The sequence below is a fragment of the Gracilibacillus marinus genome (genome assembly GCF_042651725.1).
Taxonomy (GTDB): domain Bacteria; phylum Bacillota; class Bacilli; order Bacillales; family Amphibacillaceae; genus Gracilibacillus; species Gracilibacillus marinus.
Window position 1 is genome coordinate 124,450 of sequence record NZ_JBHSDV010000002.1, and the last position, 19,523, is coordinate 143,972.

16 protein-coding genes and 1 pseudogene are annotated in these 19,523 nt (G+C 33.2%); all 17 read left to right on the forward strand.

From position 1 onward, the window contains the following. Positions 1-4: 4 nt before the first annotated feature. The 17 genes and pseudogenes from ACFOZ1_RS08460 (at position 5) to ACFOZ1_RS08540 (ending at position 19,391) form a co-directional block, all read left to right on the forward strand. Positions 5-2,278: an AAA family ATPase gene (locus ACFOZ1_RS08460; protein ID WP_390198422.1), complete on the forward strand. Its 2,274-nt coding sequence runs from the start codon at positions 5-7 to the stop codon at positions 2,276-2,278. Further along, the gene (locus tag ACFOZ1_RS08465) at positions 2,265-3,938 is read left to right on the forward strand and encodes a LeoA/HP0731 family dynamin-like GTPase (RefSeq protein WP_390198424.1); all 1,674 of its coding nucleotides are present in this window, start codon (positions 2,265-2,267) and stop codon (positions 3,936-3,938) included. Before ACFOZ1_RS08460 ends, ACFOZ1_RS08465 begins: the two co-directional genes overlap by 14 nt. 85 nt (positions 3,939-4,023) lie before the next feature. Beyond that, the gene (locus ACFOZ1_RS08470; protein ID WP_337018484.1) at positions 4,024-4,242 is read left to right on the forward strand and encodes a cysteine-rich CWC family protein; all 219 of its coding nucleotides are present in this window, start codon (positions 4,024-4,026) and stop codon (positions 4,240-4,242) included. 242 nt (positions 4,243-4,484) lie between these two features. Continuing rightward, entirely contained in the window at positions 4,485-5,351 is an 867-nt protein-coding gene (locus ACFOZ1_RS08475) for a GIY-YIG nuclease family protein (protein WP_390198427.1), read from the forward strand. Between the two features lie 165 nt (positions 5,352-5,516). After that, on the forward strand, positions 5,517-6,818 hold the full coding sequence (locus ACFOZ1_RS08480; protein WP_390198430.1) for a DUF262 domain-containing protein: 1,302 nt from the start codon (positions 5,517-5,519) through the stop codon (positions 6,816-6,818). Then, a complete protein-coding gene (locus tag ACFOZ1_RS08485; RefSeq protein ID WP_390198432.1) occupies positions 6,811-8,637 on the forward strand; it encodes a DUF262 domain-containing protein in 1,827 nt (608 codons plus the stop codon). The genes ACFOZ1_RS08480 and ACFOZ1_RS08485 overlap by 8 nt, the downstream gene beginning before the upstream one ends. 548 nt (positions 8,638-9,185) lie before the next feature. Then, positions 9,186-9,962, forward strand: coding sequence for a MurR/RpiR family transcriptional regulator (locus ACFOZ1_RS08490; RefSeq protein ID WP_390198435.1), 777 nt, complete (start codon positions 9,186-9,188; stop codon positions 9,960-9,962). A 138-nt stretch (positions 9,963-10,100) separates the two neighbouring features. Then, the gene (gene pfkB / locus ACFOZ1_RS08495; protein ID WP_390198438.1) at positions 10,101-11,039 is read left to right on the forward strand and encodes a 1-phosphofructokinase; all 939 of its coding nucleotides are present in this window, start codon (positions 10,101-10,103) and stop codon (positions 11,037-11,039) included. After that, complete coding sequence (locus ACFOZ1_RS08500) at positions 11,032-12,441, forward strand: PTS fructose transporter subunit IIC (protein ID WP_390198441.1); 1,410 nt, start codon at positions 11,032-11,034, stop codon at positions 12,439-12,441. The genes pfkB and ACFOZ1_RS08500 overlap by 8 nt, the downstream gene beginning before the upstream one ends. A 5-nt stretch (positions 12,442-12,446) precedes the next feature. Next, complete coding sequence (locus ACFOZ1_RS08505; protein WP_390198443.1) at positions 12,447-12,902, forward strand: PTS sugar transporter subunit IIA; 456 nt, start codon at positions 12,447-12,449, stop codon at positions 12,900-12,902. A 31-nt stretch (positions 12,903-12,933) separates the two neighbouring features. Further along, a complete protein-coding gene (locus ACFOZ1_RS08510; protein WP_390198446.1) occupies positions 12,934-13,842 on the forward strand; it encodes a class II fructose-bisphosphate aldolase in 909 nt (302 codons plus the stop codon). A 663-nt stretch (positions 13,843-14,505) separates the two neighbouring features. After that, a pseudogene (locus tag ACFOZ1_RS08515) lies at positions 14,506-14,604 on the forward strand (IS3 family transposase); the annotation flags it as partial. A 174-nt stretch (positions 14,605-14,778) separates the two neighbouring features. Beyond that, a complete protein-coding gene (locus ACFOZ1_RS08520) occupies positions 14,779-15,693 on the forward strand; it encodes a polyprenyl synthetase family protein (protein ID WP_390198448.1) in 915 nt (304 codons plus the stop codon). Positions 15,694-15,711: 18 nt separating this feature from the next. Then, positions 15,712-15,876, forward strand: a complete 165-nt coding sequence (gene comX, locus ACFOZ1_RS08525; protein ID WP_390198450.1) for a competence pheromone ComX — start codon at positions 15,712-15,714, stop codon at positions 15,874-15,876. Between the two features lie 41 nt (positions 15,877-15,917). Continuing rightward, positions 15,918-18,260: a sensor histidine kinase gene (locus ACFOZ1_RS08530; RefSeq protein WP_390198453.1), complete on the forward strand. Its 2,343-nt coding sequence runs from the start codon at positions 15,918-15,920 to the stop codon at positions 18,258-18,260. Next, the gene (locus tag ACFOZ1_RS08535) at positions 18,257-18,916 is read left to right on the forward strand and encodes a response regulator transcription factor (protein WP_390198456.1); all 660 of its coding nucleotides are present in this window, start codon (positions 18,257-18,259) and stop codon (positions 18,914-18,916) included. The genes ACFOZ1_RS08530 and ACFOZ1_RS08535 overlap by 4 nt, the downstream gene beginning before the upstream one ends. A 145-nt stretch (positions 18,917-19,061) precedes the next feature. Beyond that, complete coding sequence (locus tag ACFOZ1_RS08540) at positions 19,062-19,391, forward strand: hypothetical protein (protein WP_390198458.1); 330 nt, start codon at positions 19,062-19,064, stop codon at positions 19,389-19,391. The last annotated feature ends 132 nt before the right edge of the window (positions 19,392-19,523 follow it).

Consider the following 19,523-nt stretch of genomic DNA (forward strand, 5'->3'; position numbering starts at 1 on the left):
TTAGATGCGAGAAAACAGCGTTAAACCAAAAGCTATTTATCAAAAAGTAATGCGTAAAGTTGAAAAGTTACTTGTAACTCTTGAAAGTGAAAGTATTGATTCAGAGATAGCAGAGTACCAAAAACAAGGTAAAAATAAGTTGGGTTCTCTTTATCAATCACTGCAAGAAACGCTTCAATCACTCGAAAAGAATGCGGAGTGGGACGTATTTACTATTGCTTTTTATGGTGAAACAAATGCAGGGAAATCAACCTTGATAGATATTTTGCGTATTTTACTAAACGAGAAAAAAAAATTACAGGAACGTGACAATTACGTGAAGGCAATTGATGAATTCAGACAAATAGAATTAAAAATTGCTGAATTACAGAACAATCTAGACAATCTTGAAGTTATTAACGAAAACAAAATTCAAGCGTATGACAACATTATACAAGAGTTGTTATTGAGAAAAGGTGTGTTTGAAACTTCTTTGGAAAAAAAGCGAAGTAGAGTAAATAAATTAAATTATGAAATGATACATAAAGTTATTTTTCGCTTTGCTGATTTTCTAAAAAGTATTGTCAACAAGCTAGATGAACAAAAAGAACTGGATATTCTTAATTCAGAGATTGCCAATTTAGATACGCAAGTCGAACAACTTAAAAAAATCATTCTTAAGAATCAAGAGGAAATTAACGACATCGAATTAGCATATCAAAATGATAAGCAATACATCACTAATAAAATTTTACCTTTGAATGTAACGTTAGTTGAACTAGAAGAAAAGATAACAGAAAATAGTGATGGTAAGATAGTCGGTGATGGTCGCTCTGATTATACGCAAAAGGTTAGTGAATATAGGATTAATATAGGTAGTGAACAATTTTGTGTTTTGGATTTGCCAGGAATAGAGGGTAAAGAAAAGATTGTGCAGAAAGAGATTGATTCTGCTGTTGAAAAAGCACATGTTGTTTTTTATGTTAGTGGGAAGGCAACACCTCCACAAAAAGGAAATGATGAAAGTCTTGGAACAATAGGGAAAATCAGGAAACAATTAAAAAAGCAATCTGAGGTATATTTTGTATACAACAAAAGAGTAAAGAACCCCAGACAATTATCGAAGGAATTAATTTCTGTTGGAGAATCTGAAAGTTTAGAAGTAGTAAATCAAGTGATGCAAGATACGCTCGGTAAACAATACATGGGGCACGTCGTACTAAGCGCTTATCCAGCTCTAGCTTCTATAGGAAACTATTGGAAGTCGAGTTTTGAAAGATCAAAAGTGAAGTTTATAGAGGCTTTCGGATCTTCAGACGTTATATTGGAGTATAGCAAAGTCGCGGCTTTTTCAAAATGGATGACTACACAATTAGTTGATAACGTAAAGTATAAAATAGTGAAGTCAAATTTTAGGAAAGTTGCCCTCTCACTGAATGAAACGAGGAGTAATATCAATGAAGTCTCAAAAAGTATCAATCTTTTAGAGCGAAGGTTAAAAAGTACGTTGAAAGATACTTCCTACCAATTAGATGAAATAGGGGGGATATTTCATCAAAATCTACTTAATTCCATGAATAATTCAATAAATAACTTCAAAAATAGATTGAGAAAGAAAGTGTATTCGGATATTGATAGGGAGATAGATAACGAGGAATTTACAGATAATATTAAAAAAAGAACTGAGGCAGAGGCTAAGCAATTAATTGAAGACTTTCAGAGAAAAGTTGATAAGAATTCCAAGGAATTTGAAAATGAAATGTTAGAGATTGTTAAAAAATATGAACGATATGTTGAGGAATTATTAGAGTCATATTCAGAATCAGTTGTTTTTAACTTTGAATTTAACCCGGAGATAAATATTAAAAATAATGTACATATGGCTGGAGCAGTAACTTCGATAATAGGTGATATTTTAGGGGTAATTTTTCTTGCAATGAATATTACAAATCCTGTCGGGTGGGTGGTACTTGCATTGTCTATTCTTGGAGGAATATTAAGTGTTGGAAAGAAAGTTAGAACATACTTAGATAAAGACTACCGTAAATCGCAACAAAGGAAAAGTGCAGATGAAAATATTGAAACAGTTGCGATTGAACTGCGAGAGAGTTTAGAGGGACAAATCAAAAATACAGTAAACCCTATAAATAAAGGAGTAAACGTTATTAAAAAAGAAATTGAGAAATCAGTTAGTCAAGTTGAAGTGATGGCTGAAGTTTTTAAAGAAGTTGAAGATGAACTTAAATTAATGGCCATAGATATTGAACAGGAAGGGAAGTTTATGTATGGAAACGATTGATTATTTCAAACAACAACAAATAAGGACAATCGAAATACTGGAAAGACTACTGGAATTCTTAAAGGGCGGACAGAAATTTGGAATTGTACTTAACGAAGAAATCACTAAGAAAATAGAAGTAGGAATCAATAAAATAGCAAGTGATAAACTCAAAGTTGCATTGGTTGGTGGATTCTCTGAAGGAAAAACTTCGATTGCAGCAGCTTGGTCGGAGAGTTATGATACTTCAACAATGAAAATTAGCCAAACAGAGTCAACAGATGAAGTAAATATTTATGAAATGGATGATTTTGAGCTAATTGATACCCCTGGATTATTCGGTTTTAAAGAGACGGAAGAACGAGAAAAGTATAATGATATTACAAAGAAATATGTAAGCGAAGCAAATTTAGTGATTTATGTGATGAATCCTAACAATCCAATTAAGGAGAGTCATAAAGATGTTCTGATTTGGTTATTTAAAGACCTGAATCTTCTGCCCCGAACAGTTTTTGTTATAAGTAGATTTGATGAGGAAGTAGATCTAGAAGATGAAGATGATTTCAATGAAAGATTCCATACGAAGCGCGAAAATATAATATCGAGATTGCATGATTTTGGAATCATTCAAGTAGAACAAGAAGCTTCAATAGTAGCTGTTTCAGCTAATCCATTTGGAGAAGGAATTGATTATTGGTTATCTAATCTTGATGAATATAAGAAAATCTCACATATAAGTGATTTACAAGTAGCCACGACTCAAAAAATTAAGGAATCTGGTGGTAAAAACTCGTTAGTAGTTGCATCACAACAAAGTATTGTTAGAGACGTTATTATACGTGAAATGCCAGTGGCTAGAGAGCGAGTTGCTAAAGCAACAGAGGAAATCGAAAAGTTTAAGAGTGCTTGTATGGATATACAAAGAGAGCTTAACAAATCTGAAAGAAAAATTAGTAATGTTCGAATTGATTTGAGAAATTTTATTACTGAATATTTTACCGACTTGATCCTTCAAGTAAAGGGAACTAATTTAGATACAATAGAAGCTTTTTTTGAACGAAATATTGGCGAAGAAGGAGTTGTGTTAGATACTAACATACAAAATGAATTCGAAAGCCAATTAGGGAAAATGGTTCAGGAAATCTCACAAGTGGAGATGAGTTTTAATTCTAGTATTAATCACTACAATCATATCGTAGGTGATATAGCGTTAAATGGTATGAAGGTAGGTGGTGAATTTCTAAAAAAAGGTGGTGTTCAAGTGACAAACACTAAGGTTCTTGCTGCGAGAGATTTATTAATGCCATCTATGAAGTTTAAGCCTTGGGGAGCAGTTAAAATTGCTGAGAGAGCATCAAAAGGGTTTGCATTATTTGGTGCAGTATTGGGCATAGGGGTAGAAGCTTGGGATAGCTGGAATGAAAGGAAGAAGAAACAGGAATTTCAAAATTTAATTGAAAGGACTGTTCAAAACTTCAATAAACAGCGCCAAGAATATCTTGATTTTATCAATGATAATGAGAAATTTATTAATGAACTCTTCCCAGATTATATTGAACTAATTAACCGTGTAGCTGCAATGGGAGAGGAAGTAGATAAAAGAGAAAACTTCCAAAGAGAATTTGAAGAGTGGCAACATCAAGGTGAGATTGTCGAAGCCGATTTTGAATTGCTTTCATAAGATTTTAGAATGGCTATAAGTTCTTAGCGTATAAAAAAATGTAATAAAATTAAAATCTCGAATCTTATTTGAGAAGGGGATTTCATTGGCAAATACAATATGTCCTATTTGTAAAGACGAAAATAAATGTAAAACTGGAGCTGGAGAAAACAAAAATAGTTGCTGGTGTGCGACAGAAAAATTCCCTAAGGAAATCTTTGCATTATTGCCTGAAGAGAGTCTTCGAAAACATTGTATATGTAAAAATTGTTTGGAAACATATACTAATCTTAGAGATTCAAATATATCTAATAATACTTACTAGGTGATTGTCTCTTTCCGAATGTTATGAAGTCCTTAATAGGAAAATAACAGACACTATTGTTAATGGTTTTTCATGGGATAATCCTTATTATCGATATAGGATGGAAGATTATAAAGAAAAGTCACTTTAACAATAGTAGCTGATATCTTATCGTTTGTTCGTACTGTAGTCAAACGTTTCCTGGTGTAAATACAAACAAAGAAGTACAAATTAGATTTCAGGATACAACGGGGTGATATTAAATGAGTAATATCTATAGAAAAACAATTAAAATATTCTTAATAGACGGTGAACCAACAGGAAGAATGAGTGCTGAACTTTCTAATTGGACTGGTAAGGCATATAAAATTCCCAGAAATAAAATTAAAGACAGCATAGATAGACCCGAGCTAAGTGGTACAGGAGTCTACTTTCTATTTGGTGAGGACGATGAAGGAAATAATGTCGCTTATATCGGTGAAGCGGAAAATGTCTTAAGCCGTTTGAACAGTCATTTAAGAGAGAAGGACTTTTGGACGGAGGTTGTTGTATTTACAAGTAAGGACGACAATTTGAATAAAGCTCATATAAAGTATTTGGAGCATAAGCTTCATCAATTAGCTGAAAAAATTGGACGATATAAGATGAAGAATAATACGATACCCACATTACCAGCTATTTCTGAATCTGACGAAGCAGAAATGGAAGAATACATCATCAATAGCAAGTTGTTAATCGGAACTTTGGGACACAATTTATTTGAAGATAAGATTAGTACAAATAAAGACGAATTGGATCAAGAAAAAATATATTTTATAAAAGCAGCGCGTGGAGCCGATGCCTCAATGGTTCAAACAACAGAAGGGTTCGCTGTTATTAAAGGATCAAGATTTGCTGATCCAGTTGCTAATTCATTTCCACCTTCATTAAATAAAATTAGAGAATTGTTATTGGAGAAAGAATTATTAATTATAGAAGACGGGAAATTAATATTAACAGACAATCGTGTATTCTCTAGCCCATCAACCGCAGCGTCAATTGTTATGGGAAGAAATGCAAATGGACTAACTGAGTGGAAAAATAGAGAAGGGCAAACTCTTAGGGATATGGAAGGTTTTCAGGAGGACTGATGGTTGAATTGCTTTGGGATTAAAAAGATATCCAGAATATGACCTTTGTGCAGCTATCATAGCTAGAAAGTTTTTAAAACAAACATGCCGATAATCAAAAGTTTATTTAAATAGATTAACTTTTGATATGCTATAGTTATTAAAATATAAAAAATGGGGATCGCAATGTCTATTAGCAAAAAAGATATAATTAGTGTCGAAAACTTACTTAAGTTAAACTTATCAATTCCTGATTATCAAAGGCCTTATAAGTGGACTGTTCGTAATATCAATCAGTTGTTTAACGATATATTAGAGGCATATCGGGATAATTTATCAGAATATCGTATTGGTACAATCGTTATACATAAGCATAAAGATAAGAGACGAGATATTGTAGATGGTCAACAGCGAACAATTTCTTTACATTTAATAAATGATGTACTGCAAAATTCATCAGGGCTATCAATACCTAAAAACAAAAGTAATATTAGCAAAAATTATAATGAAATTAAACGATTATGCAGTAGCTTAACTTCAGAAGATAAACGTAGATTGTATGATTATATGACTAAAAAATGCCATGTAATTATCATTGAAATTGACAATGAAATGGAAGCATTCCAATTTTTTGATTCACAAAATGCACGTGGTAAAGCATTGGAAGCACATGATTTATTGAAAGCCTACCATTTACGTGAAATGACAGCCGATAGTGAGGAAACCAAATTAAAGCTCATAGAAAAATGGGAAGCGCAGATCACAAGTGAATTAGCGAACTTATTTACGGGATACTTATACAAGATTAAGACATGGTCTAACCAAGGAAATGCACATTATTTTAATAGAGATGGTATAGAAATGTTTAAAGGTGTTCCGCTAGATCAACAATTTAATTTTATCCAATACCATAAAGCAGCCTACTTATTTATTGAACAATTTAATAGAGAAAATCATCAAGAGTTACTAGGGATAGACGCTTTGATCCCGTTTCAAATCGATCAACCTCTTTTGGCTGGAAGAAGGTTTTTTGAAAGTACATATCACTATATGTACTTAAAGAGAGAAGTAGAAAAGATAGCGTTGGAAATGCTTCCTGAATCCGTTTCCCCTAATAATGGACATGAACAGGTTGGAACTCGATATATTAGGGAATTATTCCAGTGTTTACTGCTGTACTTTTACGATCGATTTGGAATAAACAATAAAAACCCCAATATTGAGCAATTATTTTTCAAATACTGTTATCAATTACGCTGTATCAATCAAGCTGTATATGAAAAGTCAATTAACAAATATGCTTTGGGAAGAAATGAATATTTAAACAATAAACTAAATTTATTTACAGCTATAAGAGATGCGAGAAGTCCAAGGGATATAGAAATGATTGAAATCGACGATATAACATTCGAAGATATTGCTGTTAAATACCAGAAGAAAAGTTTTGACAAATTAAGACAAGCAATTGGGGTGATTGAAGGTGACTGATAAGTCTGGAGCGCTAGTTGAGCTGTCCGTTAACGAATTATTTAATGAAAGTGCGCGATATATCATTCCAATTTACCAACGAAATTATGCTTGGAGTAATATAGAGAGAGAACAATTACTCGAGGATATTCGAGACGCTGAGCAAGAGTACTTTTTGGGGAGTCTAGTTGTATATGAGCGAGATGATGCCGTATACGAGGTAATTGATGGTCAACAACGCCTAACGACTTTATTTATGTTGTTAGCTGCACTAAAGAAAAATCCTCCGTTTAAAAGTTTAATGTTTGAAGCAAGAAGAAAATCAAATCGAACTTTAGAAAAGATCTCCAATGGATCTACAGATTTTGATGAAGAATTTTACACGAAAGAACTTTTAGACGCCCTAAATCACTTCAAAAAGGAAGTCGATCCTGATAGCGAAATAATAGACAAGCTTCAAAATACCAAATTATTAAGGATCATTGTACCTAAGGATACAGATTTAAATCATTACTTCGAAATTATGAATACTCGTGGTGAACAATTAGAAGCTCATGAAATCGTGAAAGCAAGACTGATGTCAAACATCGTAGGGGAAGAGGCGCAAGAAAAAAGAAGTGTATTCTCTAAGGTTTGGGATGCTTGTTCTCATATGGAAAAGTATGTCCAGATGTCTTTTACTGTTGAGGATAGAAAAAAGTTATTTGGTTCAAAATATGAGAAATTAAACTTTAGCGATTTTGGAGATGTATTCCAGAATCTTTATTCAGCAACGGATGGAAAAGAAGGTAAGCTATCTACTACATTATCCGTGATAGATGCAATTGAGGAGTACAGTAAGATTAATAATATTAAAGATAACGAGAGTGAAGATGAAGGAGATCAACGTTTTGAATCAATTATAACATTTCCGAATTTTTTGCTGCATGTTATGAGGCTATATAAGAATAAGAAGACTGATGATGACGGTGCATTGGATGATAAAAAAATGCTGGAAATCATGAATGATGAAATAAATCCGGAAAAATTCATTGTTCAATTATTAAAAGCCAGGTACTTATTTGATCAATTTATTATAAAGAGAGAGTATTACGGAAAACACTCAGAAGAAGGTGCTTGGTCATTAAGCAAATTAAAATATTATAAAACGGACAACAATAATAAAGTGGATTATGTTCATACATTTTCTAATAATAGTGCTAGGAACGATGAAGATAACAGGCATAAAAAGATTCGCATGATACAATCAGCACTTAGAATTACGTATACTTCCCCCAAAACGATGCACTGGATAACAGATTCATTAGCATTTCTAATGGAAAATATAAATAAAGAGGATATCTCTCAAGATTATCTATGGCTATTAGAAAATTATGCCCGCCAGAAAATTAGAGAAAGTGGATATAAAAAGAATGATGGCTTTAACATAGAAAGGGTTGTATTCACATACTTAGACTATGTTTTATGGCGAGATGGTTATGAGGATGAAATTAAGCAGCTGGAAGATTATGAATTTACATTTAGAAATTCCGTGGAACACTTTTACCCGCAAAATCCTGATGGAAATGAAGGGTATGAAAGAATGGGTGTTACTGATTTAAATCATTTTGGTAATCTCTGTTTAATCACTAGTTCCGCTAACTCAAAGTTTTCTAACCAGAGTCCTAAAGCAAAATTAACTAATGAAAACACAATCAAAAGCTCTCAGAAATTGCGTATTATGGCCTCTATTGCTAAAAATAAAGATTGGAATGAGGAAGTTATTAAAGAACATGGTGCAAAGATGTATGAAATTTTAGAGCAGGAACTTAAAAAAGGGTCAGTTCCCCGCTACTCTTGATGGTGTAAAGGATGTTGGAAAAGGGGCGGGAACTAAATATATCTATGCTCCTTAAAATGGGGACAAATAGGGACATAATTGGAAATTCAATCCTTTATATATAAAGTGGCAGGGAGGAATAGGGACAAAAATAGGGACATAATTGGGACATTAAGAGGAAATTACGAGGTAGAACCTTTTGTAATCGGGTTTTACCTCGTATTTTGATGGTATAGAATGTACTATTTTACCCTACAAACCGGTACGGTGAACCGTATCACAAGTAATTGGTCTATTTTAACTTTAAATAGCCTTTCACCTAAGAAATATCCCCTATTTACCTTGCTACAAGAGCACATAGCTTTATCTATTGCACTTTCCCCTAACTAATTAAACCTTCCAAAACCCAGCATTTGCACATTGCTTTTTACTCTCCACTATCAAGAGATATACTATTAAAAACTACTAATTTATCCATTTGCACAGAACATAAATAAGAAGTAGAATAGGTTAACATAAAAAGTAAGGAAAATCGCGGATGTCTGTGCGAAAATTAGGGAGGAAAGTTAGTGTATAATATTCTTTTTGATATACCTAAAAATGTTTATATAACTTTGAGTGATTCAGAAAAATATTTACTTGAATATATAACAAATCACTTACAGGAAATATCAACAATGTCGATTGTAAAGCTTAGCGAAAATGCAAGTGTGTCTACGGCAACCATCGTGCGGTTAATGAAGAAGATTGGTTATGATGGTTATACTTCATTTAAATATAGTTTGAAAGAAAAGAACAGTTTTAATGATGAAAGTAATGAAATGGAGTATATCGGTAATGAAATCACCCAAGCGATAAAGAAAAATGAGCATGAAGTGAGTAAAACAATCCAATTACAAAGTATAGGTCAAATTGAGGATGCCGTTCAGAAACTATACAATGCGGAAAAGATATATATATTTGCTCGTGGGTTTTCTGAAATGATCGGAAAAGAAATGGCGATTAAGCTTCAATTAATGGGCAAGAACTGCGAAATACATGATGACCCTAATATTATTAAGATTAAATCAACAAGTATACAAGAGAATGAACTGGCGATTTTTGTTTCGCTAAATGGTGAAACAGAAGAGTTAGTAGAGGCATGTAAGAATTTAAACATTAAACAAATAACAACAATTACCCTAACTTGTAGGATGGAATCTAGCCTGGGTGTCATGTCTGAGATGACCTTTGTTGGATTTAAGGGAAGTCACTCTTATTTTCCAGATTATGAGGTTAGGTCAAGATTACCATTAAGTGTGATTTCTCGAATATTATTAGATGCATATGCAATAAGAATGCTGTAATAACGGCATTCTTTTTTGTTGTCCGAAAACTTTTTCATGATGAGTGAAAATGTTTACAAATTCTGAAAACCTTTACATGAAAAACTGTGCCATAATGAATGCAACGAAAGATAAATAGACAACAAGGCAGGTGAGACAATGATATACACATTAACGCCAAATCCAGCTATTGATCTATACGTTGGATTAGATCAACTAAAACCAGAAATAGTGAATCGAACCTATGAAGAAGATTATCAACCAAATGGGAAAGCAATTAATGTTTCGATTATGTTAAAGCGATTGGGCTTAGCGAACACAGCTCTAGGTTTTCTAGGGGGATTTTCAGGAAAATTCATTGAAGATGAATTAGAGAAGATGGACATTAATACTTCTTTTGTTCATATTGATGGGATAACAAGAATTAATGTTTTTGCCAATGCAGATAAAGAATACAAGATAGTAAATAAGGGACCTGAAATCAGTCCGGAAAAGGTAAAGGAAATGCTAGATATGATTTCTAGTCTTCCAGAAAAAAGTATTCTGTTTGTATCTGGTAGTTTACCAGGTGGAGTAAGTGATGAGTTCTTTGTGGAAGTGGCTAAGATATGTGACCATAAACGAATAAAGCTAGTATTGGATATTAGTTCTAAGGCCTTATTAGATTGCTTAGATTATCAGCCATATCTCATCAAGCCAAATGATGAGGAACTCGCTACCTTTTTTGATTTAGATGTTTCTGAAATGACAGAGTCAAAGATTATTGAATGTAGCAATATTCTCTTAGAAAGAGGTGCACAACAAGTACTTGTATCAAGAGGAGAAAAAGGTGCGATTTATGTTAAAGATGGCAATATATTAAAAGTTACATCCCCTAAAGGAGAAGTAATCAATACAGCTTGTGCAGGAGATACGATGTTAAGTGGTTTCATTGGGAAGTTAGAACAAGGATACTCTTTAGAGGAAGCATTAAGATTTGCCTCAGCAGCAGGATCTGCAACAGCCTTTAGTAAAGGGTTAGGGGAACTGTCTCATATTGATTTACTAATAAGCGAAACTAAAATTAGTACGTTAAAGGAGGAGAAAATGAATGGCTAACATCAAAATTGTAGCTGCAACTGGATGTCCTACAGGTATTGCCCATACTTTTATGGCGGAGGAAGCATTAAAGCAAGCAGCTAAAAAATTAGGCGTTGATATTAAAGTGGAAACACACGGGCAAGTAGGTGTGGAGAACGAGTTAACGAAGAAGGAGATTGCAGAAGCAGATGGTGTCATTCTTGCGGCAGATAAAGACGTAAATGCAGAACGATTTGTTGGTAAGAATGTTATGGAAGTCTCTGTTGCGAAAGGTATCCATGAAGCAGAGAAGCTTATCCAAACAATCATTGATGGTAAGGCAACGGTCTACAAGGCAAAGAAAAATGCGTCTGATGAAGAGAATGAAAGCGATTCATATAGTGGAGGTTCCATCGCTCATACGATCTATAAACACCTAATGAATGGTGTATCCCACATGCTTCCTTTTGTGGTTGGCGGTGGTGTTCTCATTGCTATTTCATTCTTGTTTGGTATTCACTCAGCAAATCCAGATCATGAATCCTTTAATGAAATAGCAAAATTCCTTAACGATACTGGAGGCCTTGCCTTTTCTTTAATGGTGCCAATCCTAGCTGCATTTATTGCAGAATCGATTGCTAAAAGGCCAGGTATGATTGTAGGTTTTATCGGTGGATTAATTGCAAGTAATGGAGGGGCGGGTTTCCTTGGTGGTATCGCTGCAGGTTTTCTAGCTGGTTATATTATCGTTTTATTATCTAAATTACTAGACCGCATGCCAAAATCGTTAAATGGACTAAAATCAATTTTCTTATATCCTGTATTTGGTATTTTATTAATTGGTGCGGTAATGACTATATTAGTTGAACCAATGACAGCAATTAATGAAGGTATGAAAACATTCTTAGGGAATTTTCAAGATGCAAATCCAATTCTATTAGGTTTAATCGTTGGGGCAATGAGTGCCTTTGATATGGGTGGACCAGTGAATAAAGCAGCATATGTAACTGGAACAGCTTTACTTGGGGAAGGTAACTACTTATTTATGGCAGGCGTATCTGCTGCGTGTATTACACCACCATTAATCACAGCATTCGCAACAGTATTCTTTAAAAAGTACTTTAACCAGGCGGAACGTAATTCTGGAGGGGTTAACTTTATCTTGGGTGCGACACATATTACAGAGGGGGCAATTCCTTTTGCAGCGAAGAACCCAATTGTAGTTATTCCAATCTTAATGATTGGTTCATCTATCTCAGCTATTCTCACATATATTATGAAGGTTGAAGTTCCAGCGCCACATGGTGGTTTTCTAGTATTACCAGTAGTTACAGGAGCATTTCAGTGGGTTCTTGCAATTCTAGTAGGTTCTTTAGTGGGTGCTGTAATTTACGGATTCTACAAAAAACGTCAATATAACAAAGTTGAACAGGAAGGCTGATAATAATGGGTAGCAAATTGCTTGAACTAGAACATATAAAAATTAATCAACATCTTACATCTCAACAAGAGGTTTTTGAACTTATTGCCTCGATTGCAGTGGAAAGAGGAATTGCTTCTAATTCTAGAGAGGTAGTAAAAGGTTTAATCAAACGTGAGCAGGAAAGTACAACAGGATTTCAAGATGGATTTGCTATACCACATGCACAAACAGATGCCATTTCTGAGCCTGGAATTGTAGTGGTTTCTAGTAAGGAAGGAATAGAGTGGAGCTCATTAGATGGCAAGCCAGCATCTTTCTTTATCGCATTGCTAATTCCAAAAAGTCAGGCTGGAACTACTCATATCAATGCACTAGCATCTGTTTCAAGAATGTTAATTCATGAGAGTAACCGCGTGGCACTTGTAGATGCAGACAGTAGTGAGCAGGTTTTAGAAGTAATATTAGATGCACTTAACTAAGAAGAAAGATAAATGAAGGGGGAACTATTTTATGGTTCTAGTTAATTCAACACCAATGTTAAAAGAAGCAAGAAAATCAGGATATGGAATTGTTGCTTTTAACGTGCATTCCTTAGATATGTTATATTCAGTAGCTGAAGCAGCTGCAGAATTAGACGCACCATTAATTGTACAAACAACAGTAGGAACTGTACGGAACTTAGGACCTGAGAACATTGTTGCTGCTGCAAAGGCAGCCTCAGAAGAATATAAAATACCAATGGCACTTCATTTAGATCATTGTACGGATTATGACGTTCTAATTAAATGTATCCGTGCAGGTTATACATCTGTAATGATTGATGCTTCGATGCATGAGTTTGATGAGAATGTCCGTCGTACAAATCAAGTGATGGATGTAGCTAAATTTCTTGATGTAAATGTGGAAGCGGAATTAGGTAAAGTCGGCGGCGTTGAGGACGATATTGTTGTTGATGAAGCAGATGCCCAAAAAGCAGTGCCATCAGAATGTGTTAAATTTATAGAACTTACTGGTGTTCCAACACTAGCACCAGCAATTGGTACAGCACATGGTATTTATAGTGGGGATCCGGATATAGATTTTGAAAGAATTGAGAAAATAGCTAATCTAGTAGATGTCCCACTTGTCCTCCATGGAGGATCAGCGATTCCAGATGAAGATGTGAGACGTTGTGTATCACTCGGAATGTCAAAAATGAATGTATCAACAGAATTAAAAAATGCTTATTCGCAAGCAATTAAAGAACATTTTGAGGATAAACCAAATGCTTTAGACCCGAGACAATATTTAACAAAGGCAAAACAAGCAGCGAAAGACTTGGCCCAATCCAAAATTAAGTTGGTAGGTTGTCAAGGGAAGGCATCTGAGGTTCAAGCATTGTATGGAAATGAGTATAAAGATGGGGCTTTAATAGGTTAAATAGCCTTCGGAGTATTCCATCGTTGAAGTATCGTAATTTGTTATGAAAAGGGCTGTTGCACAATCAAATTTGATGATTGTTGTAGCGGCCTTATTTTATATTATTGTTTCTTTGGGATTGCATAATATTATAGGGAGAGGTTGTCCATAGATTTGAATACTAAAGAAGCAACTAATAAAATTTAAAAGTGAACGGGATCCTTTCACCATTAATTAAGGAAATAAAATTGATTATTAAGAGTCCAATGAAACAAAAAGAAAAGCCTCGATAATGAATATTGGGCAAAGATTGTATTCTTCTCCACTCTCAAAGGCCTGTTTAAGGGATCTAACATTATAATTTTCTTCTCCTTTTCAAATTAGCTTCCCCCTAACAATCTGAATATTTCATTCTTTTCATTTTCTAAATCTCTCCATAAATAACAGTCTAATGATAATATGAGAAAATATTTAAAAGAAGGAAAATTTATAATTTTTGTCAATAATTTAAAGGAAATATAAGATAGATTGTCGAATAATATATTATGAATTAATACATGGAAAATCGGAACCATTTTTGTGATTATTTCTAGATACATATGATGTAGCAATTGATTTTAATAGTCTGCTAAACAAAATAGGGAGATAAATAGCGAAAGTTAAAGGAGCTTATTTACTAACCAACAAGAACTTGATTTTGACCATTTTAATTATGTGCATTCGTTCAATCGAATTCGAATTCATGAATCATTAAATTATCAAACACCGAATGAATACAAGTGAATGAACCTTTAAAATGAATGTCGGCATACTGAATATTAGAAAGTGTATTATTTCGCTCGACAAATACCGCAATTAATATTGCGGTATTACGACAATAAGCTTACGGTGAAATATGAAGTGAAACAGGATAGAATAAACATATAATAGATAAGCAATGAAGGGGGGAGGAAATAATTGGAGCTCATAAACACTGAGATGATAAATAAATCATTACACAGTATTATTAATCAACATATTAAACAACAGGAATTGAAAGAACAACTTTTAGAATATATTGATTTTCACTTAAAAAAGGGGGTTCCTTTTGGAGAATTGCTTGTCTTGCACCATTGTATGTTCAATGGGAGAGAAACGGAACAAATTTATAAAGTTGCAGCCGCTGTGGAATTGTTAATACTATCTTTTGATATGTTAGATGACTTTGAAGACAACGACTTTGAAGGAAAACCTTGGTCAGAAGAACCTCAATTAGCATTAAATGCAACCACAGCATTTCTTTTTTTGTGTAGTATGGTTATAAGAAATACAGATTTTAAAAATAAAGATAGAGCTATTTCCATTTTACTACAATATACTCTTCTGTCTATAAATGGACAACACAAGGATCTATTAAATATTTGTGGAAGTGAAGCAGATTATATTGATATGACTATAGAAAAATCAGGTGCTTTAGTTACTCTTTCTTGTTTAGTCGGCACAGTTTTAGCAGTAAATGACTATCCAACTGAAATAGAGATCTACTCTAAGTATATTGGTTTGATAGGACAAATTAACAATGATGTGGCAGATATTAAAATATGGAATGAAAAGAATGACTTAATCAAAAAAAAATATAGCCTTCCTATCATTTATTTATTAAATTGCAATGATACAGACCTTCATTTTATTCATGATTATTACGCTGGTAAGGTAGAAAAAGGTGAAATAATAGAAAAGCAAATGTTAGTTACTAATAAGCTTATAAAAACAGGAGCAATGGCTTATACCGAAGTTATTAAGAAAATATATCAAAATAAAGTAATAAAGGAACTAAAAAAACTTAATGTAGAACGACGTTATTTTGAACTACTAAAAAAATATATTTATTAATCAATAGGAGGAAAAAATATGCAACAGATAATTCAATTTTTAATTAACAATGGTGATGTATTAAGCAAAGTAAAAGAAGGAAAAGCAAGCTTGGTTGGAGTTAGTTCGGAAGAGCAAAAGGCAATTGTAGAAGTTTTTTTTGAACAACATGATAATCTAGATAGCTATTATTATTGGCAATAAATAATGTATATAGAATAATCACCTTATTTTTGGGAGCTAACATGAAAAAATTTACTAGCATATACAACTTTGGCTTGCTATCTATCTTGTTTGTATTGGGAGCATTTTGTTATTTTGCCCTCATTATTTTGGAGTATCCATTAGTAGGCATAGAAGTAAAGGAAAAGGATAACCAATGGATAGTGGAAAAAACGTACGAAAAAGGATGGGTTGGGAATCAAGCAATAGATGAAGGAGACATTATAAAACTGGTTGATGGAAAAACCCCCGAACAACATCTTTCTATTCTATTATTTGACAGGGTAGAAAAGGCTCATTCCATCACGATTTCAGATGAAAACTTAATAGAAAACACCTTTTTTATTTCATACAGTGACTTGAGCTCACAATATGTCATTTATTTAATATTGCCGTTTTTCTTTGCGACTATAACCTTAGCATTAAGTTTTTATCTATATCGAAGAAAAAAGACTGAGAAATCAGCAATCATTCTCATTTATTTTTTACTGTCCATTGGAGTTACTTACTTAAGTGCTTCTGTGTCTGCCAGAGGGGACATCATCGGAACTATTATAAATACTCTCACGTTACCCGGTTCTTTAATTCTATTTGCTCATTTTATAAGAAGCTATTTATTACAATTTCAATTGAAGTTTATCAAAAGTAAGTCACTACTCATCATTTATGTACTTTATAGTATTGTTTTAATACTAGTGATCAGCAATCTGATATTCTATCAATTAAATAATGACTTTATTGTAAAACTTGAGTTATTTTTTATTTTGTTATTAGTAGCCTATTTGTTCTTTCATTTAATTGTGTTTTATTTGAAGCATAGGCATGCTGAAGGAAATAATGTTTTGAAAATACTTTGGATGACCTTATTAGCAGCATTTAGCCCTTTTGTTTGTTTATATGTCATGCCGATTATTATATTTAGCGAAGCATTTGTTCCGGCTGAATTTACAGCCATTTTCCTTATTATTATTCCAATAGCATTTGTTTATTTACAATTGGCAGAGAGATTATTTGATATTGAATTTTTATTGGGTAAATTACGATATTATTCTTTATTAGCTTTTCCATTCACTGCTTTCACCATCTTAATTATAAGTATCATTACTCAAATGAAGCTATTGTCTAGAGTGACAGTCTTTCTTTTTTTATTGATATTCACTTTCGTAGTTCTATTTTTGTATATCAAAGAATTTGTAGATTATAAAATGAGAGGTCATTTCTTTTCTCCAAAGAACAACTTTGAAAAAAGTTTGTACACTTTTTTTAAAAAAGCAACTTATGAAACTAAGGTAGAGAGTTTGATTGCGAGTATTGTACAGGAAATTCAAGATGTATTACGAGTGAAAAAAGTTTTATATATAGAGGTAGTTACAAAGGTTAACGAGAAAAATTGGTTTCTAAAGAATCAAAATCAGTATTCACGTTCTTTTATCAAAAGTATAGAAAGTACACTTTGGGATAACTATCATATAGGCTCTTTGTTTGAAGTAAAGGGGGATTTTGGAATAATCATTGGCGGAGATTATTCGACTAAACATATCATACTCTTTGGCATGAAAAATTCTAATACGAACTTGAATATTCAAGAAAAGATATGGCTAGAAACTTTGGCGTATTTTTCAAGCATTCTTCTTGAGAATTTCCAATTAATTGAGAATCTAGTGGAGGAAATTGAAAAGTATAAAGGCGAGCAAGAAGGAGATAAGACAAATTACCCGCATTGGTTTTCAAGATTATTATTTAAATTATCAGAAAAAGAACGAGCTAATTTATCTATTGATTTACACGATTCCGTGTTACAAGAACAATTACAGCTGTTACGAGAAGTTGATAAGCTAAAAAAGGCAGATTTAGATGTAGCTATAAAGAATGACATATCAAATCTTAAGGAAAGAGTATTAGACAGTATTCACTTAATAAGAGAAACCTGTAATGAGTTACGTCCACCTTTTTTAACGGAGATTGGAATTATTCCATCTATCCAAAATTTAGTGAACCAAACAAAGCTTCGCTGCCATTTTATATTAACCACTGAATTAGATGAATCGATTCGATATTTAGATAGAGAATGCGAATTAGCTCTATATCGTGTTATTCAAGAACTGTTAAGCAATGCCATGAAACATTCCTTAGCTTCTGAGGTAAAGATATCACTACGAGAAAATAATCAAACGTTATATTTACAATATTGGGATAATGGAATAGGAATCGATATGGTGAATGTAACACAATCATTTAAGACAATGGGAATTATAGGAATGAGGGAACGGATAAATAGTATAGGTGGTACGATGAAGATGGATTCTGCTGTAGGACAAGGAACACAGGTGTTTGTTGAAATAAACATAGGGAGGAATGTAGTTTGATTAATGTATTGATTGTAGATGATCATCTTGCAGTTGGTCAAGGTACGAAAGCTATTATTGAGCAGGAAGAGGATATAGAAGCTACCATTATCATTGATAGTGATCAGGTTTTGGATATCATTAAGGTTAATACATTTGACATTTATTTGATTGACTTATACATGCCGAAAGTAAATGGTATTGAGCTCACAAAAATAATTATGCAAGTTGATCCTGACGCAAAAATACTCATCTATACTGGTTTTGATTTAATAGCACATTATAATTTACTAGTGGAAGCTGGTGTTGCTGGATTTATTAGCAAGGATACAACAGAGGAACAATTGATTACCGCAATCAGGTGCGCCATGAGAGAGGAAGCGGTGATACCCCTTTCGTTATTAAGACAGCTAAGAAGAACAGAAGTCAGGCCCTCATCTGATGAGGGCCTGCAGAATTTAGGAGATATTACGCTATCAAGTAAAGAACAGGAAATATTAGATGGTATTTCAAAAGGTTTAACTAATAAAGTAATTGCAATGAACCTTTCTATGAGTCAACGTACAATTGAATACCATTTAACAAAAATCTTTTCTAAGCTAAATGTCGGGTCAAGAACAGAAGCGCTATTAAAAGCAAAAGAATTTGGCTTATTATCAGAGCAGTTAATGAGGTAGTTATATTTGTATTTCGTCATACTAGAATACCCGCAAATAGATTGCGGAAAACAGCAGATAGATTTACGGTGAAATGTTATAGAACCTATGAGAGAATCTATTGTGAGGATATCCTTTAAGTACTAATAGAAAGGGAGATTGTGTTATGAAAAAGAAAACGAGACAGTTGATTTGCACGATGTTGGTATTTAGCACAATTATATTAGGAGCAAATACAGTGTTTGCGGCATCTTTTGGCAGTGCTTCTAGTGGAGCTTCTTCTGAAGAAGTTTTTCAAATTAAATATAATGGTGCAGCCTGGAATTATAGCAATTCGAACTATAAATCCACTTCGTTTAAATATACACGAAATGGTAGGACTTTACTGAGTAAAACAGCCTATAGTGGTAAAGTGACAGGTTCTGTTTGGGACGATATTAGATGGGGAGACAAGTATACTACGAAATTTAGTTGGTCCCGTGGAGCACGTAAATAATTTTTCCGGTTAAGATTTATTAGATTTTTGCATAACAAAATTTTATTTATTAATGAATGATAGGAAATGGTTCGGGCCTGATAGGTATTTTCTTACTGGGCCCGGTTTTATATTGATATCAACATTTAAATC